Origin of the sequence: Pseudomonas sp. NBRC 111123 (assembly GCF_001320205.1) — a bacterium.
GTDB classification, from domain to species: Bacteria; Pseudomonadota; Gammaproteobacteria; order Pseudomonadales; family Pseudomonadaceae; genus Aquipseudomonas; species Aquipseudomonas putida_J.
In genome coordinates this window covers 14,129-36,271 of sequence record NZ_BCAZ01000033.1, presented here as the reverse complement: position 1 = coordinate 36,271, position 22,143 = coordinate 14,129, and the positions used below count along the sequence as shown (strand labels likewise).

The 22,143-nt window shown below is 61.8% G+C and carries 19 protein-coding genes and 3 pseudogenes; 5 read left to right on the top strand and 17 right to left on the bottom strand.

Annotation, left to right across the window (positions count from 1 at the left end):
- Window positions 1-2: 2 nt before the first annotated feature.
- Complete coding sequence (gene paaG, locus APH27_RS17210; RefSeq protein WP_060485460.1) at window positions 3-794, bottom strand: 2-(1,2-epoxy-1,2-dihydrophenyl)acetyl-CoA isomerase PaaG; 792 nt, start codon at window positions 792-794, stop codon at window positions 3-5.
- Window positions 795-832: 38 nt separating this feature from the next.
- Entirely contained in the window at window positions 833-1,606 is a 774-nt protein-coding gene (gene paaF, locus APH27_RS17205) for a 2,3-dehydroadipyl-CoA hydratase PaaF (RefSeq protein WP_060485459.1), read from the bottom strand.
- 279 nt (window positions 1,607-1,885) lie between these two features.
- On the opposite strand from paaF, the gene paaY reads away from it, so the two are divergent.
- Window positions 1,886-2,485, top strand: coding sequence for a phenylacetic acid degradation protein PaaY (paaY, locus tag APH27_RS17200; RefSeq protein WP_060485458.1), 600 nt, complete (start codon window positions 1,886-1,888; stop codon window positions 2,483-2,485).
- A 77-nt stretch (window positions 2,486-2,562) separates the two neighbouring features.
- Window positions 2,563-3,486 carry a phenylacetic acid degradation operon negative regulatory protein PaaX gene (gene paaX / locus APH27_RS17195; RefSeq protein WP_177326672.1) on the top strand — a complete coding sequence of 308 codons (924 nt, stop codon included), beginning with the start codon at window positions 2,563-2,565 and terminating at the stop codon, window positions 3,484-3,486.
- A gap of 6 nt (window positions 3,487-3,492) precedes the next feature.
- Here paaX and fetB read toward each other — a convergent pair whose 3' ends face one another.
- On the bottom strand, window positions 3,493-4,287 hold the full coding sequence (gene fetB, locus APH27_RS17190) for an iron export ABC transporter permease subunit FetB (protein ID WP_027917348.1): 795 nt from the start codon (window positions 4,285-4,287) through the stop codon (window positions 3,493-3,495).
- Window positions 4,284-4,979 carry an ATP-binding cassette domain-containing protein gene (locus APH27_RS17185; protein ID WP_256250609.1) on the bottom strand — a complete coding sequence of 232 codons (696 nt, stop codon included), beginning with the start codon at window positions 4,977-4,979 and terminating at the stop codon, window positions 4,284-4,286. Before APH27_RS17185 ends, fetB begins: the two co-directional genes overlap by 4 nt.
- 143 nt (window positions 4,980-5,122) lie before the next feature.
- Here APH27_RS17185 and APH27_RS17180 point away from each other — a divergent pair, with 143 nt between their 5' ends.
- The gene (locus APH27_RS17180; protein ID WP_060485456.1) at window positions 5,123-5,437 is read left to right on the top strand and encodes a hypothetical protein; all 315 of its coding nucleotides are present in this window, start codon (window positions 5,123-5,125) and stop codon (window positions 5,435-5,437) included.
- Between the two features lie 18 nt (window positions 5,438-5,455).
- On the opposite strand, the gene APH27_RS17175 is transcribed toward APH27_RS17180, so the two are convergent.
- The 13 genes and pseudogenes from APH27_RS17175 to APH27_RS17115 all read right to left on the bottom strand — a co-directional run bounded on the left by APH27_RS17175 (window position 5,456) and on the right by APH27_RS17115 (window position 21,145).
- The gene (locus APH27_RS17175) at window positions 5,456-7,048 is read right to left on the bottom strand and encodes a glycosyltransferase family 39 protein (protein ID WP_177331688.1); all 1,593 of its coding nucleotides are present in this window, start codon (window positions 7,046-7,048) and stop codon (window positions 5,456-5,458) included.
- The gene (locus APH27_RS17170) at window positions 7,048-8,421 is read right to left on the bottom strand and encodes a UDP-glucose/GDP-mannose dehydrogenase family protein (protein WP_060485454.1); all 1,374 of its coding nucleotides are present in this window, start codon (window positions 8,419-8,421) and stop codon (window positions 7,048-7,050) included. The genes APH27_RS17175 and APH27_RS17170 overlap by 1 nt, the downstream gene beginning before the upstream one ends.
- Window positions 8,418-8,831, bottom strand: coding sequence for a 4-amino-4-deoxy-L-arabinose-phosphoundecaprenol flippase subunit ArnF (arnF, locus tag APH27_RS17165; RefSeq protein ID WP_027917344.1), 414 nt, complete (start codon window positions 8,829-8,831; stop codon window positions 8,418-8,420). Before arnF ends, APH27_RS17170 begins: the two co-directional genes overlap by 4 nt.
- Window positions 8,828-9,172, bottom strand: coding sequence for a 4-amino-4-deoxy-L-arabinose-phosphoundecaprenol flippase subunit ArnE (gene arnE / locus APH27_RS17160; RefSeq protein WP_027917343.1), 345 nt, complete (start codon window positions 9,170-9,172; stop codon window positions 8,828-8,830). The genes arnF and arnE overlap by 4 nt, the downstream gene beginning before the upstream one ends.
- Window positions 9,169-10,818 carry a lipid IV(A) 4-amino-4-deoxy-L-arabinosyltransferase gene (gene arnT / locus APH27_RS17155; protein WP_060485453.1) on the bottom strand — a complete coding sequence of 550 codons (1,650 nt, stop codon included), beginning with the start codon at window positions 10,816-10,818 and terminating at the stop codon, window positions 9,169-9,171. Before arnT ends, arnE begins: the two co-directional genes overlap by 4 nt.
- Window positions 10,815-11,699, bottom strand: a complete 885-nt coding sequence (gene arnD, locus APH27_RS17150; protein ID WP_027917341.1) for a 4-deoxy-4-formamido-L-arabinose-phosphoundecaprenol deformylase — start codon at window positions 11,697-11,699, stop codon at window positions 10,815-10,817. The genes arnT and arnD overlap by 4 nt, the downstream gene beginning before the upstream one ends.
- Window positions 11,699-13,705, bottom strand: coding sequence for a bifunctional UDP-4-amino-4-deoxy-L-arabinose formyltransferase/UDP-glucuronic acid oxidase ArnA (arnA, locus tag APH27_RS17145; RefSeq protein ID WP_060485452.1), 2,007 nt, complete (start codon window positions 13,703-13,705; stop codon window positions 11,699-11,701). The genes arnD and arnA overlap by 1 nt, the downstream gene beginning before the upstream one ends.
- Entirely contained in the window at window positions 13,702-14,724 is a 1,023-nt protein-coding gene (arnC, locus tag APH27_RS17140) for an undecaprenyl-phosphate 4-deoxy-4-formamido-L-arabinose transferase (protein ID WP_027917339.1), read from the bottom strand. Before arnC ends, arnA begins: the two co-directional genes overlap by 4 nt.
- Window positions 14,721-15,869, bottom strand: a complete 1,149-nt coding sequence (arnB, locus tag APH27_RS17135; protein WP_060485451.1) for a UDP-4-amino-4-deoxy-L-arabinose aminotransferase — start codon at window positions 15,867-15,869, stop codon at window positions 14,721-14,723. Before arnB ends, arnC begins: the two co-directional genes overlap by 4 nt.
- A gap of 476 nt (window positions 15,870-16,345) precedes the next feature.
- Window positions 16,346-17,059 (bottom strand): annotated as a pseudogene (locus tag APH27_RS17130) (HlyD family secretion protein); the annotation flags it as partial.
- Window positions 17,056-17,807 (bottom strand): annotated as a pseudogene (locus tag APH27_RS17125) (efflux RND transporter periplasmic adaptor subunit). The pseudogenes APH27_RS17125 and APH27_RS17130, both read right to left, overlap by 4 nt.
- 248 nt (window positions 17,808-18,055) lie before the next feature.
- Window positions 18,056-19,081 carry an ADP-glyceromanno-heptose 6-epimerase gene (gene rfaD / locus APH27_RS17120; protein WP_060485450.1) on the bottom strand — a complete coding sequence of 342 codons (1,026 nt, stop codon included), beginning with the start codon at window positions 19,079-19,081 and terminating at the stop codon, window positions 18,056-18,058.
- A gap of 516 nt (window positions 19,082-19,597) precedes the next feature.
- Window positions 19,598-21,145, bottom strand: a complete 1,548-nt coding sequence (locus APH27_RS17115) for a sensor histidine kinase (protein WP_060485449.1) — start codon at window positions 21,143-21,145, stop codon at window positions 19,598-19,600.
- 185 nt (window positions 21,146-21,330) lie between these two features.
- Here APH27_RS17115 and APH27_RS27215 point away from each other — a divergent pair, with 185 nt between their 5' ends.
- Both APH27_RS27215 and APH27_RS26905 read left to right on the top strand, forming a co-directional pair.
- The gene (locus APH27_RS27215) at window positions 21,331-21,525 is read left to right on the top strand and encodes a response regulator (protein WP_177331686.1); all 195 of its coding nucleotides are present in this window, start codon (window positions 21,331-21,333) and stop codon (window positions 21,523-21,525) included.
- 283 nt (window positions 21,526-21,808) lie between these two features.
- Window positions 21,809-22,132 (top strand): annotated as a pseudogene (locus APH27_RS26905) (short-chain dehydrogenase); the annotation flags it as partial.
- Window positions 22,133-22,143: the final 11 nt, after the last annotated feature.

Below are 22,143 nucleotides of genomic sequence, written 5' to 3'. Positions count from 1 at the left end.
GGTCAACGCCCTTTGAATGCAGGCGTGCGCTTGTTCATGAAGGCGCTCACGCCTTCACGGTAGTCTTCGCTGCGCCCGGCCAGCCGTTGCAGGTCGCGTTCAAGCTCCAGCTGCTGGTCAAAGCCGTTGTCGAAGCTGGCGTTGAGGCTGCGCTTGATCAGCGCCAGGCCGTAAGTCGGCTGGCTGGCCAGGTGGCGGGCGAGGGCAAGGGCCTCGTCGCGCAGTTCGGCATCGTCGACCACACGGTGGATCAGGCCCCAGCGCTCGGCCTGTTCTGCGCTCAGGCGTTCGCCGAGCATGGCCAGCGCTTTGGCTCGCGCCATGCCGACCAGGCGTGGCAGCAGCCAGGTACCGCCGGAGTCCGGCACCAGGCCGATCTTGCAGAACGCCTGGATGAAACTTGCCGAGCGGGCGGCCAGCACCAGGTCGCAGGCCAGCGGGATATTGGCGCCGGCACCGGCGGCCACACCATTGACGGCGCAGATGACTGGCAGCGGCAGGTCGCGCAGGGTGCGCACCAGCGGGTTGTAGAACTTGTCGATGGACTCGCCCAGGTCGGGCATTGCCGCGCCTGGCGCGACGTTGCGGTCGGACAGGTCCTGGCCGGCGCAGAAGCCGCGGCCTTCGCCGGTCAGCAGCAGGACCCGCGCCGTGCTGCTCTGGCGTACCAGCTTGAGGGCCTCGCGCACTTCCAGGTGCATCTGCGTGTTGAAGCTGTTCAGCTGCTCGGGGCGGTTCAGCGCGAGGAAGGCCACGCCGTCCTCGATGGAAAACACAATGTGCTCGAAAGTCATGACGGACTCGCTCGATCAGTCGATGGGAAGTGGGCGGCTCAGCAACCTTTGAACTGCGCCGGGCGTTTTTCCTGGAAGGCGCGAATGCCTTCGTCACGGTCTGCAGTGCCGGCAAGCACGGTGAATGCATGGCGCTCGAAGCGCAGGCCGCTGGCAAGGTCGCTGTCGCCAGCCTTGAGCAGGGCCTCCTTGGCCAGGCGCACCGCCAGCGGTGCCTTGGCGGCGATACTGCGGGCGACCTGCAGCGCACGCTCGACGGCCAGTTCAGGCTGGGTGATTTCGCTGATCAGGCCGGCCTGCAGGGCGTGGCGGGCCGTGATTGCCTCGCCGGTCAGCACCATCTGCATGGCCAGCGGCTTGCCAACGGCACGCAGCAACCGCTGGGTGCCACCGGCGCCCGGCATGATTCCGAGGTTGATCTCTGGCTGGCCGAAGCGGGCGTCATCGCCGGCGATCACGATGTCGGCACACATCACCAGCTCGCAGCCGCCACCCAGGGCGTAGCCGTTGACGGCAGCGATCAAGGGCTTGGCGAAAGCTGCGATGTGTTGCCAGTGGGCGACGCGAGGGTCACTGAGGATGCCGACCAGGTCACGCTCGGCCATTTCGCGGATATCGGCACCGGCGGCAAAGGCCTTGCGGCTGCCGGTAATGACCACGGCGCGGGTGAGTGGGTCGGCATCCGCATCGGTGAGCGCTGCCGCAAGCTCTGCCAGTAATTCGGTACACAGGGCGTTGAGCGCTTCCGGGCGTTGCAGGGTGAGCAGGCGAACGCCGTGTTCAGGGGCCTGCACATCGATGAAACGAGGCATGTCGGGGTCCTCAGGCTGCTCGCACGGCACTTCAGGTGGCCGGCATTTATTGGAATTGTCTGCAGGGGCAGCGGGGAACCTGCCCAGGTGCGATCAGTATAAGCATCATGCGATACAGCATTGCAATAGCAATTGTGTTTTTATGTATCTCGTTCTATTTTGTTTGTTACCGCTATTTCGCTGTATCGCCCAAATTCAGCGGCGTTGATCGTGGTCGATCGCGCACGAAATTGCGATACACGAACAAGCACAATTGACGAATGATTGCGGAGAATAGACATGCCTTGCTATCGGCTCGACGGCCTCACCCCTGTGGTCGACCCTACTGCGTACGTGCACCCGAGCGCGGTACTCATCGGTGATGTCATTGTCGGCCCGCGCTGTTATGTAGGCCCGCTGGCATCGCTGCGCGGCGATTTCGGGCGCATCGTGCTGGAAGAAGGGGCGAACCTGCAGGACACCTGCGTCATGCATGGCTTCCCGGGCGGCGATACGGTGATCGAGCGCAACGGCCATGTCGGCCATGGCGCGGTGCTGCATGGCTGCCGCGTGGGTGAGGATGCGCTGGTCGGCATGAATGCCGTGGTCATGGACGGCGCGCACATAGCCCCACGCTGCATCGTCGGCGCCACGGCCTTTGTCAAAGCGGGCTTCGAGTGCCCCGAACAGAGCCTGGTGATGGGCGCGCCGGCGCAGGTCAAGCGCCCGTTGACCGAGCAGGAGCTGAGCTGGAAGCAGCGCGGCACTGCCGAGTACCAGCGCCTGAGCCAACGCTGCATGGCGACCATGGTGGAATGCCCACCGCTGAGCGCAGCCGAAGCACGGCGCCCGCGCATGGGTGATGGCGGCTTCAGGCCCAAGGGCGAGGCGGGCGCATGAACCTGCCGGCGTCGTGCCATGGTCAGGCGACCCGTCGCACAGGTATAGTCGGTGCTTTCAATGCGCGCAGTTCGTCCATGAGCAACCTCGTTCCGCTGAACAACCTGATCACCCGCTTCCAGGAGCAGACCCCGATCCGCGCCAGTTCGCTGATCATCACCCTCTACGGTGATGCCATCGAACCCCATGGCGGCACGGTCTGGTTGGGCAGTCTGATCAACCTGCTGGAGCCGATCGGCATCAACGAGCGGCTGATCCGCACCTCGATCTTCCGCCTGACCAAGGAAGACTGGCTGACTGCCGAGAAGGTGGGGCGCCGTAGCTACTACAGCCTGACCGGCACCGGGCGGCGGCGTTTCGAAAAGGCCTTCAAGCGTGTCTATAGCCCGAGCCAGCCCGCCTGGGATGGCGCCTGGACGCTGGTGTTGCTGTCCCAGCTGGAAGCCGGCAAGCGCAAGGCCGTGCGCGAAGAGCTGGAATGGCAAGGCTTTGGTGCCATGGCGCCGAACCTGTTGGGCTGCCCGAGGGCTGATCGCGGCGATCTGGCCGCCACTTTGCGCGAGCTGGAAGCCAGTGACGACAGCATCGTCTTCGAAACCCATACCCAGGAAGTGCTGGCATCCAAGGCGATGCGTGCACAGGTGCGGGAGAGCTGGCGCATCGATGAGCTTGGCCAGCAGTACAGCGAGTTCATCCAGCTGTTCCGGCCGCTGTGGCAGAGCTTGAAAGAACAGGACGAGCTCGATGCCCAGGATTGCTTCCTGGCGCGAACCTTGTTGATCCACGAGTACCGCCGCTTGCTGCTGCGCGACCCGCAGCTGCCGGACGAACTGCTGCCCGGTGACTGGGAAGGCCGCGCAGCCCGCCAGCTGTGCCGCAACCTGTATCGCCTGGTCTGGGCCAAGGCGGAAACCTGGCTAAACAGCGCCCTTGAAACCGCCGACGGGCCCTTGCCCGATGTCAATGAAAGCTTCTACAAGCGCTTTGGCGGCCTGGCCTGAGCGCGTTCAGCCGCGCCTGCCCAGCTTGTGCGCCATGAACTGATGAGCCGGTGAAAACAGCCGGTTGAAGGTCAGCAGCACGGCACACACCGTGCCCAGTGCCGACGCTGCGGCAATCAGGAACATGATCACGATCTGGTAACGCACGGCGTCCCCAGGCGCCTGCCCGGCCAATATCTGCCCGGTCATCATGCCCGGCAGGCTGACGATCCCCACCACCGACATCTGGTTCAGCGTTGGCATCATGCCGGCTTTCAACGCCTGGCTCGCTGCGGCGCGGGCCGCCTCCCAGCGCGTGCCGCCGAGCGACAGGACCATGTCCACGACCGGGCGCTGGGCGCTTAGCTCACGGGTCATGCGGTCGATGCCCAGGGCAACGGCGGTGAGGGTATTGCCAAGGATCATGCCAAGGATGGGAATGGCGTATTGCGGCTCGTACCAGGGGCGCACACGCAGCACCACGAACAGGCCGATGGCGGTGACCAGCCACGAACTCAGCCCGACCGACAGCACGCTGTCGGCCACCAGGCCCCGATGCCGATGCTGGCCCCTGCCGGCCGCCGAATAGCCGGCGATCAGGGTCATGCTGAGCATCAGCGGCAGCACGATGTACCACTGGGCATGCTGGAACACCCAGCCGAGGATGTAGCCAATGGCCAACAGCTGGGTGATGGTACGCAGTGACGCCCACAGCAACTGGCGCTCCAGTTGCAGTTTCAGCAACAGTGACAGCAGGCCGTTGACCAGAATCAGCGCAGCGGCAATCGCCACGTCGGTGTAGGCAAGGTTGTGATAGTTCATTTCAGCAAGGTGCCTTGGTGCATGGTCAATGTGCGCGTACTGATGCGCTGGGCTTGAGCGTGGTCGTGAGTGATCCACAAGAAGGCGCGACTATCGGGCGATTCTTCGAGCCAGTTCATGACCAGCGCCTCTGCTGCAGCCACCGATTGCGGGTCGAGCGCCGAAGTCGGCTCGTCGAGCAACAGCACCTGGGGTGCCAACAGCAGCGCCCGGACCAGGGCAACCAGCTGCGCCTCGCCCCCGGACAGGTCGAAAGCGGCCTTGTCGGCAAAGCCGGGTGGCTTGCCGGCCAGTTCCAGCAGGCGCATCGCCAGGGCTGCATCGAAGCGGCGGTGGCGGTTGTGCTTGAGCGTGAAGGGTAGCCGCAGGTTGTCCATGACACTGCCCTCCACCAGCGCGGCGCGTTGAGTCAGGTAGCAGGCGCGGGCGCGAAAGTTCGGTATCAGGGGTGGGGTCAGCGGTTCGCCCAGCCACAGCACTTCACCTGAGCTGGGGGCATCCAGCAGGGCCAGGGTGCGCAGCAGGACGCTCTTGCCCGAACCTGATGCGCCAATCAGGGCTACGCGCTCGCCAGTATGCAGGGAGAAGTCGGTCGGTGCCAGCAAGGTGGCCTGGCTCGGCAGATCTACGCGGCCCAGTTGCCTGGCTTCAAGCAAAACGGCTTCGGCATGAAAGTTCTGCAAGCCTTTCAATAGCAGTGTTCCTTGACGTCGAGTGGGAAAACGACATTTTAAACAGCGCAGGCTTGAGGTCAGGTTTTTTTGACGGAACTTTCATGTTGAATGGCTTAAACCAGCGGTAACGCGACAGGCTTGCTTGCACAGGGTTAGGGACCATGCACATTTCGATGTTTGGCCATCATTTGTTGTTTCTGATGTTGTTCATTACATCTGTGGTCAGCTGGCTTTACCTGTGGCTGGTAGGGTTTATGCACGCGCCAGTGGCGACCAGCGACTGTCCGGTGCTTAAACCGGACGTCTTGACCGTCGTGGGTCTGGTGTTGACGCTGAGCTGCGCCGTGCTGGAATTTTTCAGCCCGTTCGAAGGGCTCACGCTGTTGATCGTGCTGCTGGTGATCGGCCTGGTCTTGCCCTGGGGCGGTGCATTGGGCGGCCGGTATCACGAGCGCTTGCGCGCTCGCAAGGTGTAGATGGACATTGGCTGAGGTTCAGTGCCCGAGGTACACCAGCACATAGTCGTTGTTGTCGAAGCGCCCGCTGAGTTGCGGCTGCAGCGTTTGCAAGCGTGCCTGTTGCAAGGCCTGGAAGTCGTGGCGATCCATCATCAACCAGGCAGGCCCCTGCAACGCTTGCAGTTGCGCAGGGGTTTCGCTGAACAGGGGCTGCATGTCGTGGTCGAGGTTGACCATGAACTTGATGGCCTTGGCATCGCGGCCCAGGTGGTGCAGCACCAAAGGGGCAGGTTGCTGCGTGACCTGTTCGAGCACGGCCTGGGTGAAGCTGCGGGTGTCATACAGGCGGCGCTCCACGGGTTCGAACACCGATACATAGACCAACCACAACGCCATGACCGCGCAGCCAGCGGTGACCTCGGCACGCCAGCGTGACTGCAAGAGCCGCGACAGCGCCCACAACTGCAGGGCCGCCAGCACAACCAGCAGCACCGTGGTGGCGCCGATCTGCTCGGGGAAGCGCCCCTGGGCGACCAGCACGGCAACCATCATCAGCCCCGGCGTCAACAGCCAAAGCCCCTGGGTCAAACCGCGAAGCCAGGCGAACAGCCGCCCCTGTGTGACCTGGAACGGGTACGCGGCGATGATCGCAACCATCGGCAGCATCGGCAGCAGATAGCGGGCCTTCTTGGCCAGCGGGATCGACAACCCGAGCATCACCAGCAGTGCCGCGGCCGCGCAGTAAACGACCAGGTACAGCGCCGGCCCACGCAGCTGTGCACGGCCCAGCCCTGCACCGAGCAACGCCAGGATTGCCAGTGGATAGGCCAGCGCGTAGTTGCCCAGCGAACTGGTGAAATAGTACAGCGCGCTGCTGGCGCCCTCGCTGCCGTCCATGCGCCCCATGAACTGCATGCGGATCACGTCATCCAGAAACGCCTGGCCGCCGCTGGCTTTTGCCATCCACAGCAACAGGCCGACACTGGCGACAAGCAGCAGGCTGGCCAGCCCCCCGAACAGCAATAACCGCCGCCATTGGCCTGTGAGCAAGTAGTAGCTGCACAGGATGCCGGTCGGCACCACCAGGCCGATCGGCCCGCGAATGCCGAAACCCAGCAGCAACAACCCAAACACCAGCGGCCAGCGGCGCCCGGCGCCACGATTGTCGTGGGCATAACCCAGGTAGAACACGTTGAAGGCGACCGCCGCCAGCATGAGGTCCTGCGACACGGCCCGCACTTCGCTGACGAACGTGACCGTCAGCAGCAGCAAGGCGATGCTGCTCCACGCCCAGCGCAGCGAGAACGGGGCCAGCAGCCGGTACATCAGGGTCACAATGAGCGCCCCGGCGATGGCGCTGGGTAGCCATGCGGTCAGGCTGTTGACAGCGCCGAACGGCAGTGACAACAGCCAGATGAACAGCGTCGAGAGCGAGGTGTAGTCGGCATAAGGTTGCCCATAGGTGGTCGGGAACACCGTTGGCCCATGGCGCAGCATCTCCTGGGCGAACAGCACGAAGCGCGAGTCGAAGCCGATGGGCGCCTGCCCATACACCCCGGCGCAGAACAGCAGCAGCGCCAGCAGCCCTGCAAGCAGGGACTGCCGTCGAACGGTGAGTGGCAGAGTCATCACGCCGCTTTCGAACCCTGGCGGGGCAGTTGCGGGGCAACCGGCAATTGGCAAGAATCGCCACGGCCGATCGGGAAGTACTTGAACCCTTTGCGCGACAGACGCTCGGCATCGTAAAGGTTGCGCCCGTCGAAGATCACCGGTGCCTTCAGGCGCTGCTGGATCAGCTCGAAATCCGGCGCCTTGAACTGCTGCCATTCGGTGCAGATGATCAGCGCGTCGGCACCGGACAACACCGACTCCGGCGTCCCCATCAGCATCAGTTTCTCTTCGTTCGGGTATAGGTGTTGGGTTTCCTGCATGGCTTCGGGGTCGAAGGCACGCACGCTGGCACCGGCAGCCCACAGCGACTCGAGCAGCACGCGGCTGGGGGCGTCGCGCATGTCATCGGTGTTGGGCTTGAACGCCAGGCCCCACAAGGCAAAGGTCTTGCCTGCAAGGTCGCCGTTATAGAACGCATGGATGCGCTCGAACAGCTTGTGCTTCTGGCGCTCGTTGATGGCCTCGACCGCCTGCAGCAGGTCGCTGGAGCAGTGCACCTGCTCGGCGCTGTGGATCAGCGCGCGCATGTCCTTGGGGAAGCACGAGCCGCCATAGCCGCAGCCTGGGTAGATGAAGTGGTAGCCAATGCGGGTGTCCGCGCCGATGCCCTGGCGCACCGACTCGATGTCAGCCCCCAGGTGTTCGGCCAGCTCGGCGATCTGGTTGATGAAGCTGATCTTGGTGGCGAGCATGCAGTTGGCGGCGTACTTGGTCAGCTCGGCGCTGCGCAGGTCCATGAACATGATGCGGTCATGGTTGCGGTTGAACGGGGAGTAGAGGTCGCGCATCACATCGCGCACGTCTTCCCCCTCGCAGCCGATGACGATACGGTCCGGCCGGCGGCAGTCGGCGACGGCTGAACCTTCCTTGAGGAACTCCGGGTTGGAAACGATATCGATACGCAGCTCACGGCCACTGAGCGCCGTGTTGATGTGGGCGCGCAGGGTGTCGCCGGTGCCGACCGGGACCGTGGACTTCTCGACCAGGATCAGCGGTTCCTGGCGGTGGCGGGCAACGGCATCGCCGACCGACAGCACATACTTGAGGTCCGCCGAGCCATCCGCACAGGAGGGTGTGCCGACGGCAATGAAGGCGACGCGGCCATGTTCGACGGCGAGCTTTTCATCGGTGGTGAACTGCAGCCGCCCGCCATCCATGCCTTCGCGCACCAGGCTGGAAAGGCCCGGTTCGAAGATGCTGACATGGCCTTGGCGCAACAGCTCGACTTTCTTCTCGTTGACATCCATGCACACCACATCATGGCCAACCTCGGCCAGTACTGCGGCTTGCACCAGGCCGACGTACCCGCTACCAAACACTGTAATTTTCATGGAGCACTCCTTGATGCGGGCGAACGGGCCGGACGCGTATTGATCGTGATGACCCCGAGCATGACCAGTGCCACGCCCAGTGATTTGCCAAAGCTGAATGATTCGTCGAACAGCGGCAGGCTGGCCGCCAGCAGGTAGACCAGGGCGTAGCTCAGGCTCAGCAGCGAGTAGGCCCGGCCCAACGGCAGGTCGCGCAGGGCCAGCAGCCAGCAGAGCATCGACAGGCCGTAAGCGGCGATTGCCGCCAGCACCACGGCCACGGCGAGGGTATCGAGGCCCTGGCTGGTCAGTGTCGACAACCACTGGCCAGGCTGGGGTAGGCGGGTCATGCTCCAGCGCATGGCCAGCTGGGCAGCGCTGACCAGCAGCACACTCCCCAGGGCGAAAGCGATGCCAAGGCGCTGGTTCATGATTGCTGCCCCAGCAAGGCCACCCCGGCGATGACCATGGCCACGCCCAGCCAGTGACGGCGATCGACCGCTTCATGGAAGCCGAAGCGGGCGATCAGGGTGATAACCACGAAGTTCAGGCTGAGCATCGGGTAGGCGATACCTACCTCCATGCGCTGCAGTACCAGCAACCAGACCAGCAAACCGCTGCCGAGGGCGAGCAGGGCCAGCCACAGCCAGGGCGAACGCAACTTGTCCGTCCACGGCCCCGCCTGCCCACGCCAGCTTTCCACGGCGAACTTCTGCGCTACCTGGCCCAGGCAAGTCAGCAGGCAGGCTGCCAGCAGCAGTAGCCAGCTCATGGCGCGACCTTGGGCAGGATGAGGATCACCATCTTGCCTTGCTGGTAGCGCGTGCCATCGTCGGGCAGCAGGGCGAGCTCACGCTGTTCATCTTCACCCTTGACCCGCATCACCACGGCGACCGTGCCACTGCGGCGAGCATCGTCGACCCACGGGCGGACGTTCTTGTCGTTCAGCCGGCGCCCCTGGCCTTCAGGGGTCGCCAGGCCGTACTTCAGTTCGCCGACGGTGTTGTAGAACGCCACATTCGGCTGTTGCAGGCGCCAGGCCAGGGCCGAGGCCGCACCAAGGTCATTGCTCAGCAGGTGCGTGGCGCCAGTCAGTTCGTCGAGGTGCTGCAGGATGAACTGGTCAGGCATCTTGTTGCCTTCGACCGACTTGGGCAGTGCCGCCGGCAGCAGGGCCATCAATAACAGGCTGCCGAATACCGGAGCCGCCCAGCAGCGCAGCGGCGACAGGGCCTGGGCCAGGTTGGCGACAGTCCATCCCGCCAGGGCAACGCACATCATCAGCATGCCGGTCAGTTCGTGGTCGTACACGGGCTTTTTCAACTGCAGCCAAGCCAGTGCGATCAGGGCGACCACGCCCAGCACCACGTTGAGCCAGCCATTGATGCCCAGTGCGCGACCTTTTTGCAGGCGCAGCCGGTCATCCAGTGCATGGCCAATCAGCAGGGCCATGGGCAGCAGGCACGGGAAGATGTAGGTCGGCAACTTGCCCTTGCTCAGGCTGAAGAACAGCAACGGCATCAGCAGCCACAGCAGCAAGAAGACGATCTTGGGCTGGGTGCGGCTCTGCCAGGCCTGTTTCAGGGCCGGCGGCAGCGCGCCGACCCAGGGCAGGCTGTAGGCCACCAGCAACGGCAGGTAGTAGTACCAGGGGGCACTGTGCTGGGCATCGTCACCGGCAAACCGGCGGATGTGCTCATGCCAGAAGAAGAACCGCCAGTAATCGGGCTCCTGGACATGCACCGCCAGCACCCAGGGCAGGCTGACAACGATCGCCACCACCACGGCCACTGGCCCGTAAACCAGCAGTTCGCGCCAGCGCTTCTGCCAGAGCATCCACGGCAGCGCGATCAGCACCGGCAACAGCCAGGCGAGAAAGCCCTTGGTCATGAAGCCCATGGCGCAAGCCAGCCCCAGCACCGCCCAGGCCGCCAGGCGCTGGCCGTTGCTGCGGCAGTCCACGGCGAACCACAGGGCCACCAGGCTGAGGTTGACCCACAGGGTGAACTGCGGGTCGAGGTTGGCATAGGCTGCCTGGCCCACCATGACGCAGAAGCTCATGTAGACCAGGGTGCAGACCAGGCTCTTGCGCGGGTCGTTCCACAGGCGTCGTGCCACCAGGTAGCACAGTGTCAGGCTCAGCCCGACACTCAGTGCCGAGGCAAAACGCACGCCGAACAGGTTCTGGCCGAACAGCCCCTGGCTGAGGGCGATCATCCAGTAGCCTGCGGCAGGTTTTTCGAAGTAGCGCAGCCCCATCAAGTGGGGCGAGACCCAGTTACCGGTCAGCAGCATCTCCTGGCTGGCCTGGGCGTAGCGGGTTTCGTCGGGGATCCACAAGCCATGGCCGCCCAGTGGCAGCAGGAAGGCCAGCACGAACAGGCCGAACAGCAGCGGTAACGTCCAGCGTCTGCTCATGAGCCTTGCACTCCCAGCCAGCCTTCACGGCCTTGCAGGGTGCCGCGCTGCACACTGGCAACGGGCAAGGTGTCGAGCGAGGCGGGGAGCAACTCGCCCAACGGTTTGAACGCAATCTCGCGCTGGCGTGCATCGGCCAGCAAATGGCGAAAGTCCTGGGCCATCAGAATCCCTTCTACCTCTGCATGGATGGTGTAGACGTTGAGTGCCTGGGGGCGGAAGCGCCCCAGGATAAATTCGTTGAAGTGCGTGGCAGCCACCTGCGGGCCGACGACCTCGTCGAAGGTCGGCATGTCCACCGGAACCTGCGGCGCCCCTGCCGAACCGTCGGCCAGGCGGGGGCGGAACAGGCTGCTACCTCGGCAATCGCTGTTGTAGCGGAAGCCGAAAGCCTGCTTGGCCTCGATGACCCGCTCATCCGCGCGCCAACCGGCGACGGCCGAACAGTCCACTGGCGCGCCGAGGATGTCACTGAGGGTGTCGACGCCCTGACGGATCTGCTCGGTCAGCTGCGCCATGCTCCAGTGCCCGGCATTGGCCTGCCAGCCGTGGTGGTCCCAGGCGTGCAGGCCAACCTCGTGGCCGGCGTCCCGGGCCTGACGCATCAGGTGCCCGAGGTCACGGCCAATCGGCTTGCCGGGCCAGGCCGTGCCGGCCAGGAGAATGTCCCAGCCGTACAGCCCGGCGGCATTGGAGCGCAGCATCTTCCACAGGAACTGCGGGCGGATCAGGCGCCACAGGTGGCGCCCCATGTTGTCCGGCCCGACACTGAAGAAGAACGTCGCCTTGACCTGTGCCTCGTCCAGCAGCTCCAGCAGGCGCGGCACACCTTCACGGGTGCCGCGGTAGGTGTCGACATCGATGCGCAACCCTGCCTGCATCAGCGTGCTTCTTCTGCCGGGCGGGCCTCGATCTCGCGCATGGCTTCACGCAGGAAGAAGTCCAGGGTGTTGCCGATGGTCTCGCGCATCTCCACGGTCGGCTCCCAATTCAGCAGGCGCTTGGCGTTGGCGATGCTTGGCTTGCGGTGGGACACGTCCTGGTAGCCGCCGCCGTAGAACGCCTTGCTCTCGACATCGCGGAACCCGGCAAACGGTGGGAAGTGGCTGCGCAGCGGGTGGGCCTCGAACTGGCGCAGCAGCTCTTCGCCAAGCTGGCGGATGCTGGCTTCGTTGTCCGGGTTGCCGATGTTGATGATCTGGCCGTTGCAGGCATCGTTGTCGTTGTCGATGATCCGTGCCAGGGCCTCGACGCCGTCGGCGATGTCGGTGAAGCAGCGTTTTTGCGCGCCGCCGTCGAACAGGCGGATCGGCGTGCCTTCCACCAGGTTCAGGATCAGCTGGGTGATGGCGCGGGAACTGCCGATACGCGCGGAGTCCAGGCGGTCCAGGCGTGGCCCCATCCAGTTGAAGGGGCGGAACAGGGTGAAGTTCAGACCTTTCTGGCCATAGGCCCAGATGACCCGGTCGAGCAGCTGCTTGGAGACCGAGTAGATCCAGCGCTGCTTGTTGATCGGCCCCACTACCAGGTTGGAGGTGTCTTCATCGAAGTTCTGGTCCTGGCACATGCCGTAGACCTCGGAGGTCGACGGGAAGATCACGCGCTTGTTGTATTTGACGCAGTAGCGCACCAGGCGCAGGTTTTCTTCGAAGTCCAGCTCGAACACGCGCAGCGGGTTGCGGGTGTATTCGATCGGCGTGGCGATGGCCACCAGTGGCAGCACCACGTCACACTTCTTGACGTGGTACTCGATCCACTCGGAGTGGATGCTGATATCGCCTTCGACGAAGTGGAAACGCGGGTGGTTGCGCAGGCGTTCGATGGCGTCGGAGCCGATGTCCAGGCCGTAGACTTCGTAACGTTCGTCGCTGAGCAGGCGCTCGGACAGGTGGTTGCCGATGAAACCGTTGACGCCAAGGATCAATACCCGGGTGCGGCGCTTGGCGCTGCGCGAATCGGCGCCGCGCAGCAACGAGCCTTCGACCAGGCCCAGTTCAGCGGCCAGCTGCGGGCCGCTCAGGTACAGGCCGTTGTCATTGCGCTGACCGGCGCTGATCACCAGCGAGTCTTCGCCACAAGCAATGCGCAGCGGGTCGGTGCTGATTACCCGGCCAGGGGCCAGGCCATCGTTGCCCTTGACCACGTCGGCGCTCCAGACGATCAGTTTGTGCTCGCCGACCGGGCAGAACGCACCTGGGTAGGGCTGGGTCACCGCACGCACCAGGTTGAACAGGGTTTCGGCAGGCTGTTGCCAGTTCAGCCGGCCATCGGCTGCGGTGCGACGGCCGAACACCGTGGCCTTGGACTCATCCTGCGGGGTTTCGCTGACCTTGCCCTGGCGCAAGTTTGGCAAGGTGTCGCGCAGCAGGTCGGCGGCTGCGGCGCGCAGTTTGCCATGCAGGCTCAGTGCGGTGTCGCTGCGTTCGATGGCCACCCGCAGCTGGGCGACGATGGCGCCGGCGTCGGCGCGCTTGACCATGCGGTGCAGGGTGACGCCGGTCTCACGCTCGCCGTTGACCAGCACCCAGTTGGCCGGCGCACGGCCGCGGTAGCGCGGCAGCAGCGAGCCATGCAGGTTGAAGGCGCCCTTGCGGCTGGTGGCCAGCAACTGTTCGCTGAGCAGGTTGCGGTAGTAGAAGGAGAACAGGTAGTCCGGGGCCAGCTGGCTGATGCGCTCGACCCACAGCGGGTGGTTGACGTCCTCCGGCGCGTGCACCGGGATGCCTTTGCGTGCGCACAGCTGTGCGACCGAGGCATAGAAGGTGTTTTCCTTGGGATCGTCGGCATGAGTGAACACCGCTGCGATGTCATAACCGCTGTCGAGCAGGGCTTCAATGCCGGCGCAGCCGATATCGTGGTACGCGAAGACAACTGTTTTTGCACTCATGAGTGAACCTGACCCGAAGTGGAGGAGTTGAAACCGTCAACGGTGACGTTTTGTGCCGGAACAGGCGGCGGGCCGCTGCGCAGCACTTTTTCGATGAAGAATCGCGGGCGGGCGCGCACGTCGCTGTACATACGCCCTAGGTACTCGCCTAGCAGCCCCATGCCGATGAACTGGCCACCGGTGAACACGAACAGCACGGCGAAAAGGACGAACAGGCCGTCACCGGCCCAGCCCGGGCCGAACGCCAGGCGCAGCACGATCAGCACCATGGCAAACAGCACGCCGAGCGCGGCCATGCTGAAACCGACGATGCTCAGCAGGCGCAACGGCGTGGTGGTCATGCAGGTGATCAGGTCGAACATCAGGCTGATCAGGCGCATCGGGCTGTACTTCGAATCCCCGTGTTCACGTTCGGCGTGGGTCACCAGGATTTCGGTGGTGTGGCGGGCGAAGCTGTTGGCCAGGATCGGGATGAAGGTGCTGCGCTCGCGGCAAGCGAGCATGGCGTCGATCACCGTGCGCCGGTAGGCGCGCAGCATGCAGCCGTAGTCGCTCATGGCAACGCCTGTGGAGCGCTTCACCGCGTAGTTGATCACCTTCGATGGCCAGCGGCGCAGGGCCGAGTCCTGGCGGTTGCTGCGCACCGTGCCGACCACGTCGAAACCGCGTTCGGCTTCGGCGACCAGGCGCGGGATTTCTTCCGGCGGGTTTTGCAGGTCGGCGTCGAGGGTGATCACCACGTCGCCCTTGCACTGCTCGAAACCGGCCATGATCGCTGCGTGCTGGCCGTAGTTGCGGTTGAGGATCACCGCCACGAACGGGCTGTTCTCGGCCTTGGCGGCCTCTTCGAGAATGTGCGCGGAGTCGTCGCGGCTGCCGTCGTCGACCAGCACGATTTCATAGGGGTGACGCAACTGCTGGCAGGCGGCGCCTGTGCGGCGCAGCAGCTCGGGCAGGCTTTCCTCCTCGTTGTAGACCGGGATGACGATGGACACACAATGGATCGGGTAAGGTCTCACGAGCGATTTCCCACAAGCTGTTCAATGGCAGTGACGACCCGGTCGAGGTCGTGGTCGGTCATGTCAGGGAACAATGGAATGGAGCACAGCCGCGCCGAGTTCCATTCGGTGTTTGGCAGCGAGAGCTGCGGATCGCGCTGGCGGTACCAGGTGTGCAGGTGGGTGGCGATGAAGTGGATGCCGGTGCCGATGCCGCGCTCCTGCAGGCCTTTCATGAAGGCTTCGCGGTCAAGGCCGCAGCGTTCGCTGTCGATGCGCAGGATGAACAGGTGCCAGGCGTGCTGCTGGTCGTAGCCCGGAACGGCCAGGGGCTGCACTGGCAGGCCTGCCAGACGCTGCTGGTAGAGGCCGGCCAGTTCGGTACGGCGGGCGTTGATGGCATCCAGGCGCTTGAGCTGCACCAGGGCTATTGCGGCGTTGATGTCGGCAAGGTTGTACTTGAAGCCGGGTTCGATGACCTGGGCCTGGGGCTTGCGGCCATGGGTCAGGCGGTCGTAGGCATCGACACCCAGGCCATGGAACTTGAGCATGCGCACGCGGCTGGCCAGGGCTTCGTCATCGCTGACGAACATGGCGCCTTCGGCGCAGGTCATGTTCTTGATGGCATGGAACGAGAAGATTGCCGTGCCTTGGGCACCGACATGGCGGCCCTTGTAACGGGTGCCGGCAGCGTGGGCGGCATCTTCGATGACAGCGATGCCATGCTTGTCGGCGAGGGCGTACAGGGGGTCGAGGTCGAAAGCTGCGCCCGCGTAGTGAACCGGGATGATGGCCTTGGTCCGTGGGGTGATCGCCGCCTCTATGCGCGCCGCATCGGTCATCAGGGTATCGCGGTCGACATCGACGAATACCGGCGTGGCACCGAGCAGTGAAATCATGTTGGCCGTGGAAACCCAGGTCTGCGACGGGGTGATGACTTCATTTCCAGGGCCGATACCCAGTGCCAGCAAAGCGATGTGCATACCGCCAGTGGCCGATGACAGGGCTACCGCATGGCGGCAACCGACGTACTGTGCGAACTGCTCTTCAAGTGCCTGGTTTTGTGGGCCGGTGGTGATCCAGCCCGAACGCAGGACCTTTTCGACAGCCGCAATTTCCTCGTCGCCCATACTAGGACGCGAGAAAGGGAGAAACGCCTCACTCATGAGCACCTCGGTAATACAGCAAAATGACAGAACCCATTGATTTAATGGGGTCCATTGCCAGCGTAGACGCAAAGAAAACTTTTGCATCAAGTGCATAGGCAGAAAGTAGGGGGGTTGCGCTAAGTCAGTTTTGTCTGCGGGGGCTCAGTCTTCCGTGCCGTAGTGATTGACAGTGGCTTATTCGGCCAAGGTTATGCCGGTTTTTGTGAAAGAAGTATAAAAAATAGGTAGCCTTCTCATTACATTTCCAACATAGACAGCTAAGGTTCAGCTTTCTGACTTAGTGTTTGGCGGGCAATAAAATTGAAACTCAAAAACACTCATTCGGGTGAATGTAAAACTGTGCTTGTAGTTGACCGAATAGTCGTCGTTACTTGCCGCGTTTCAAGGAATCAGGGGCTGGCCTAGGATTTGGGAATATAGGCCACGCTTTGATCATCACGGGCATGCAGCCACTGCTCGCCAAGGCTGGGCTTTGCTTGCACCGGCTGGTTGGGGCGCACGTGCATCTGGCTGATTACCCCGTCGATCGGCGAGCTGACGATCTGCGCCTGGCGCGAGACGATTTGCGCCGGTGCCAGTGCGCTCTGGCGTACTGGCACCAGTAACAGCCCGGCGAGCAGCAGCACGGCCAGCAGCACCTGGCGGCGGCTGGGGCGCCAGCGGCCAAGGCGCTGACGACGGGTCAGCGCGCTCCAGCAATAGGCCCAGGTGCGGGTCAGGCCGTCCAGGTGCTGGTACAGCGCCGCCGGCGGTGCCTCTTCCAGCAGCAGCACCAGCAGCCCCCAGCGTTCGTCGGCCGGGGTGTGCAGCGGTATGCAGCAAAGGCCGGCAGGCCACCACTCGGCCCAGCCCTCGGCGATGTCGGGCGGTGGCGCAGCCGTGGCCTCGGTCAGCCAGACGGGCTTTTCATCGCTCAGGTGGCTGGCCAGCCAGCGGCTGGCACGCTTGAGCCAGACCAGGTAGGGCGAGTCTTCGCTGGGACGCGCCAGGCCAGAAACGCACAGCAGCTCGAGCCCGCCCTTGCCTTGCCGCCAGACCAGCGCCTGGTGGAAGGGCAGCAATGGGTAAAGATCGTTGGCCATGCTGAACGCCAGGGCATTCAACGACTCGGCGGCCATGGCTTTGTCACGCAGGGCGTCCAGCTGCAACAACAGTTGTGGGTGGGGCAGAGGCTGGTTCACGGTCATGGCGCAAACCGCGCCGTGCCGCTCATGCCCGCCATCAGCTCAGGCAAAGCCTGGTCGAAGCGTGCTTCCAGCTCTATGGTCTGCGCCACCGCGTCGACCCTGGCATTGATCACGCTGATCTTGGCGGGGTAGGTCTTGCCAGTTTCGTGCACTTGCACTTCCAGCGGCTGGCCCGGGCTGAGGGTCTTGAGCTGACTGGAAGGCACGTTCAAACGTACTTTAAGGCGCCATCGCTGACCAGGTCGAACAAAGGGGTATCGGCGCCGACGGTCTGGTAAGGCTTTACGTAGACCTTGGCGACATGGCCGGAGAAGGGTGCCTGCACCAGGCAATAACTCATCTGCGCCTCGCCCATGGCGCGGGCGCCGTCTGCCTTCTGGACTTCGGTGTTGGCTGCTGCCACCTCGATATCGCCTACTGCATCGAGCTTGCGAAGTTGCTTCTTGGCTTCCAGGTTCTGCCGGGCCATGGCCAGTTCGGCTACCGCCACCTTGCCCCGCGCCTGGGCTTCGTTGCAGTTGAAGCGGGCGAGGGTGGCACCTTTGGCGACCCGTTCGCCAAAGCGGGTCTTCAGTTCACCCAAAGTGCCGTTCATCTGGCTCGACAGGGTGGTTCCCAGCTCGGCTGCGAGTAGCACGCGGATCGGTGATGAGCCGTCGGCCGGAACCTCCTGTTCGGCGTGGGCGGTAAGGCAGATCAAGGCCACAAACAAGGGCAGGCTATGACAGGCAAAGCGAGGCATAGGCATTCTCGGTTCCTTGTCGAGAGACGTCGGGACGCACGACTAAAACGCTGCAACGCATTAATACTAGAAAGGAATTTGCACTTTGCCCAATGACATGGAAAAGCAGGGGCTTGGCAGTTTCCACGCATGACTTCACGGGCGCCAAACATAACTACACTAAATGACTATTTAGTGTAGTTATCGCTAATAAACCACCAATAAATAACCGTGCACCAGCTGAAAATACCCGAATTGCGTAATTCCTCGCAATATTAAGCCACCTGTTTGATTGGGGCAGGCGGTGACCCCTGGATACCTTGCAACCAGTCGCAGTAACGTGCCACACCTTGCTGAACTGCCAAAGTGGGTGCCGTATAACCGACAGCGCGCAAGCGCTTCAGGTCGGCACAGGTGTAACACTGGTACTTGCCGCGCAAATGTTCAGGAAATTCGCCGTACTCCAGAATGCCTTCCAGCAAGGCCATTTCAAGTGACAACATGGGTTGGCCTTGCCGCTCGCGCAGCCGATTGATCACAGCCAAGGCCACATCATTGAATGGCTGGGCGCGGCCACTGCCAACGTTGAAGATGCCACTCAGCTGCGGGTGATCGAGGAAGAACATGTTGACCTTGACCACGTCTTCAACAGAGACGAAATCACGCAGATGGCCACCGTTCGGATAATCGCCATAACTGCCGAACAGGCTGACTTTGCCGTTGGCCTGGTACTGGTTGAAGCAGTGCAGGGCCACAGACGCCATGGCGCCTTTGTGCTGTTCGTGGGGCCCGTAGACGTTGAAATAACGCAAACCGACGATCTGGCTACGTGCAACCGACAGCTGCCGACGTACCTGTTGATCGAACAGGAACTTTGAATAGCCATAGACATTCAGCGGGCGCTCACATTCGCGCTGTTCGCGAAAGTCCTGTCCGGCGCCGTAGACGGCTGCCGACGATGCATATAAAAGCGCGATCTGCTGTTGCTGGGCAGCGGCCAGCAGTTCACGACTGAACCGGTAGTTGTTATCCATCATGAAACGACCGTCAGCTTCGACGGTACTCGAGCATGCGCCTTGGTGCAGCACGGCGCGCACCTTGCCGAACTGGCCACGGCTGAAGCGCTCGAGAAAATCGTCCTTGTCCAGGTAGTCCGAAATTTCGCTGCAGGCCAGGTTGCGAAATTTGTCGCCATCGGTCAGGTCGTCGACGGCGATGATTTCGGTTTCATTGCGATGGTTGAGCGCCTGAACAAGATTGCTACCGATAAAGCCCGCGGCGCCAGTTACGATAATCGTCATGCCATTTTCCCCGTGAGGGTGCGGAGCCCGCATTTTAATCAAGGGGATTTGCGCAGACGTTAACCTCGGTCAACGAATGGACGGGTTTTCGATTTCAGGGGGCTAGTCTGGCTTGAAATCTGACTGCCCCACGGTACAAGCCTTAAATACGAATGTGCGCATAATGCATATTATGTTAAATGGTGTATTTCGATAACGTTCCTTCTTGGTTGTCGATTATCAAGAATCTGCACCAATCGCGTTTTGAGTGGAATGTCCTCGCGACCACTAATGTGACCAGTGAACCCTATGGTTTCTCCTCGTGCCCAGATGCCCATTTCACCTCCCGGGTTTCGGAATCCAACGGATTGCCTGACTCAGATCAAAACCGAGCATTTGAGCCAGCTCAACATTTTCTTGTTGGTAAAAGATTGAATCGCCCCTGGTTTCCTAGACCTCTCCTAGCTCAGAAATCAGCCCGTAGCGTTCGCAGTCTTGCTGACGCTGCTATTGGGGCATGCGGCGCCCCTCACGCATCTAGAGCTTAAAGCGAACATGGATACAGCTTTTGCTATCTTGGCGATCAACCACCACTGCCGCGCTGCCGTAGCCGGAATAGCTTTTGACCAAGCGCATACCAAGACCTGTTCCCGTCGGCTTAGGATAATTATCTGGGAAACCTTCACCTTCATCCCTGACGGTAAGCTGGGCATGGTCGCCGGCATATTTGACGATTACATCGATGCAACCCTTGCCGTACTTGAGGGCGTTGGTGATCAACTCGGAGATCACTAATCCCAAAGGCGCCATTCTTTCTTGTGGCAAGACGAAGTCGTCAGCCTCCAACAGAATTTTTCGGTCGGCCAACGCCTTGCCCAGATCACCCAGCAGAGCCTCCAGGTAAACGCGGGCGCGAACCTCTTGGTCTTCGGCAGACTGATACAGCCGCTCGTGAACGCTGGCAATGGTCACCACTCGTCCTGCGGCGGTTTCAAGCTGCAATTTCACAGCCGCGTCGGGCGTGAGGTTGGCTTGAAGTAGTAACAGGGTGTTTACCAAGTGAAGGCTATTTTTGACTCGATGATGGATTTCTTCGAGATAGAGGTCGCTTCGACTTTGCCTGCTGTTCTGCGCCTCAATGAGTGAGAGCAGTTGAGCTTCGTACTGGTGCCTCTCAGTGATATCCCTTGATACAGCAATGACCCGCTCGACCTGGCCGTCTATGCCCAAGATCGGAGCAACCGTCACATCCCACCATTTCGGTTCATCAGGCGCGATGGGGCAATTCGCTTCAAACCTGAATGTTTCCCCGGCACTGACTTTGGCTACCGCCTCGCAAACGAGTGATCGCGATGCTTCGGGCCAAAGGTCATACCATAGCTGACCTTTAACGCTGGCCAGTTGGGTATTCATGAACGTCAGCCCGGCTTCGTTCATGAACTCAATCTCGCCGCTCGGGGCCAGGATATCTACCCAGTCAGGACTGGCGTTCAGAATGGTCTCGGAATAAGGATCGGGAAGTGGCACATCTACGCCCGCCGATATTCTTTCGACAGCCATGGAGATAACGTTCGAGATACCTTCCAGAAAAACCAGATCGCTCTCTACAAAATCGTCTCCGTTGCTGCTGTCGGCTTCGAGTACACCAAACGGGCTGAGAACGCCCCGGATCGGGACATTGATAGCCCGCTCGATTCCATATTTTTTCAGCAGCTCCGGCGTACGGAAGCGGTTTTCCATACCCAAATGATTCGAGAGTACAGGCCTGTAAGTAGCCAATGCGTAGCCAGCTGGACTAGCCACATCTGCGCCGACGGTAGCCCGCCCGATATCAGATGCATCCCAGCCAACCCCGTGGGTCAGAACAAAACCTTCACCCTCCTCTGCTGGCTGGAGCACCTTGGAAAAGCGAGTGCTCATCCCCTCTGCGACTACTGCACATGCATGGGTCAGCAATAGATCCAAGTCCACAGCCGTCAGGGACATTACGCCAAACTCGACCACAAGCTCATGTTGGCGGTGCAAGCGCGCATGAGTCTTCTTCAAGGCCGCTCGGATTGTTTCGTCCACTGGTAGCTGATGCATAGTCTTCCCTTCCGGATTAACGGGAAACGCCCAAAATCCTTTCAGGGCGTAAAGGCGATTCGCTCACCGCTTTCCTACCATAGCCGCTAATCCATGACGGCGCCTAGCGCACCACTCATCGCTTAGAAGCAACGCCCTAGAGAGACCCGGAGCCCTAACGCACATGAGAAGCAAGCAGACTCTACATGCCAAAGACTATCCTGATCGTGGAAGACGACGACCTCCTAAGAGACCTTACCGCCGAGCGTCTCACGTCACTTTACGCCGTCATCGTAATGTCCTGCGCAAATGCTGACGAGGCGTTGCACCGCCTTTGCAATCAAGAACTCCCGAGTTGGGTGATGACAGATATTCATATGCCTGAAGCATGGACGGCTTAGACCTGGCGCACGAGATCTGGCGGAGGTGGCCTGCCCTGCCCGTGATTCTGACTTCGGCCGACATGGTGATCGACACCGGCTTGCTGTCTGCTCGGACAGTATTTCTTCCCAAACCCTCGCAAATCACCAATATCGCTTCATTGATCAACTAATTGATAACTCTGCCGCCGCAACCACCGACCACACCCCCAACGGAGTGAACTGACGTCCATTGGTCATCCCTCAGGAACACGTGCTGTCTCGGCGACCTCCATGGCTATACCCGCATAAGGAGGTCGTAGTCATGATCGATCCAACAACAGGCATGAAGGCGGGTGAGCGTTACTCCGTTGGGAACGTCGAACGCGCTCACCAGTTTCCAGGCTTTTTCCTCGATGGAAAATACTACCTCGGCCCCGAGCTACTCACAGCCGTTGGGTGGCTGGAGGGCAAGCGCTTTATTTACGACAACCTCGATGCTGCAGGCGAACCGATTTTTCCAGGTCGCGCAGCGGGAGACATTGAAAATCTGACACTGACCTTGATGGACGGCACAGCATTGAAGCTGAACCCATTGGACGTCCACGCCACGACTGAGGACGCTGAGTTCATCGCTCCATCCAATCCGGATACACCATT

Excerpts from the sequence above, each read along its gene's own strand:
- arnE (WP_027917343.1), bottom strand. The coding sequence starts at position 9,172 with ATGAGCTGGCTACTGCTGCTGGCAGCCTGCCTGCTGACTTGCCTGGGC.
- paaG (WP_060485460.1), bottom strand. The coding sequence starts at position 794 with ATGACTTTCGAGCACATTGTGTTTTCCATCGAGGACGGCGTGGCCTTC.
- arnF (WP_027917344.1), bottom strand. The coding sequence starts at position 8,831 with ATGAACCAGCGCCTTGGCATCGCTTTCGCCCTGGGGAGTGTGCTGCTG.
- paaX (WP_177326672.1), top strand. The coding sequence starts at position 2,563 with ATGAGCAACCTCGTTCCGCTGAACAACCTGATCACCCGCTTCCAGGAG.
- paaF (WP_060485459.1), bottom strand. The coding sequence starts at position 1,606 with ATGCCTCGTTTCATCGATGTGCAGGCCCCTGAACACGGCGTTCGCCTG.
- arnB (WP_060485451.1), bottom strand. The coding sequence starts at position 15,869 with ATGAGTGAGGCGTTTCTCCCTTTCTCGCGTCCTAGTATGGGCGACGAG.
- APH27_RS17115 (WP_060485449.1), bottom strand. The coding sequence starts at position 21,145 with ATGCATCAGCTACCAGTGGACGAAACAATCCGAGCGGCCTTGAAGAAG.
- rfaD (WP_060485450.1), bottom strand. The coding sequence starts at position 19,081 with ATGACGATTATCGTAACTGGCGCCGCGGGCTTTATCGGTAGCAATCTT.
- arnT (WP_060485453.1), bottom strand. The coding sequence starts at position 10,818 with ATGAGCAGACGCTGGACGTTACCGCTGCTGTTCGGCCTGTTCGTGCTG.
- arnA (WP_060485452.1), bottom strand. The coding sequence starts at position 13,705 with ATGAGTGCAAAAACAGTTGTCTTCGCGTACCACGATATCGGCTGCGCC.
- APH27_RS27215 (WP_177331686.1), top strand. The coding sequence starts at position 21,331 with ATGCCAAAGACTATCCTGATCGTGGAAGACGACGACCTCCTAAGAGAC.
- arnD (WP_027917341.1), bottom strand. The coding sequence starts at position 11,699 with ATGCAGGCAGGGTTGCGCATCGATGTCGACACCTACCGCGGCACCCGT.
- APH27_RS17170 (WP_060485454.1), bottom strand. The coding sequence starts at position 8,421 with ATGAAAATTACAGTGTTTGGTAGCGGGTACGTCGGCCTGGTGCAAGCC.
- paaY (WP_060485458.1), top strand. The coding sequence starts at position 1,886 with ATGCCTTGCTATCGGCTCGACGGCCTCACCCCTGTGGTCGACCCTACT.
- fetB (WP_027917348.1), bottom strand. The coding sequence starts at position 4,287 with ATGAACTATCACAACCTTGCCTACACCGACGTGGCGATTGCCGCTGCG.
- APH27_RS17175 (WP_177331688.1), bottom strand. The coding sequence starts at position 7,048 with ATGACTCTGCCACTCACCGTTCGACGGCAGTCCCTGCTTGCAGGGCTG.
- APH27_RS17180 (WP_060485456.1), top strand. The coding sequence starts at position 5,123 with ATGCACATTTCGATGTTTGGCCATCATTTGTTGTTTCTGATGTTGTTC.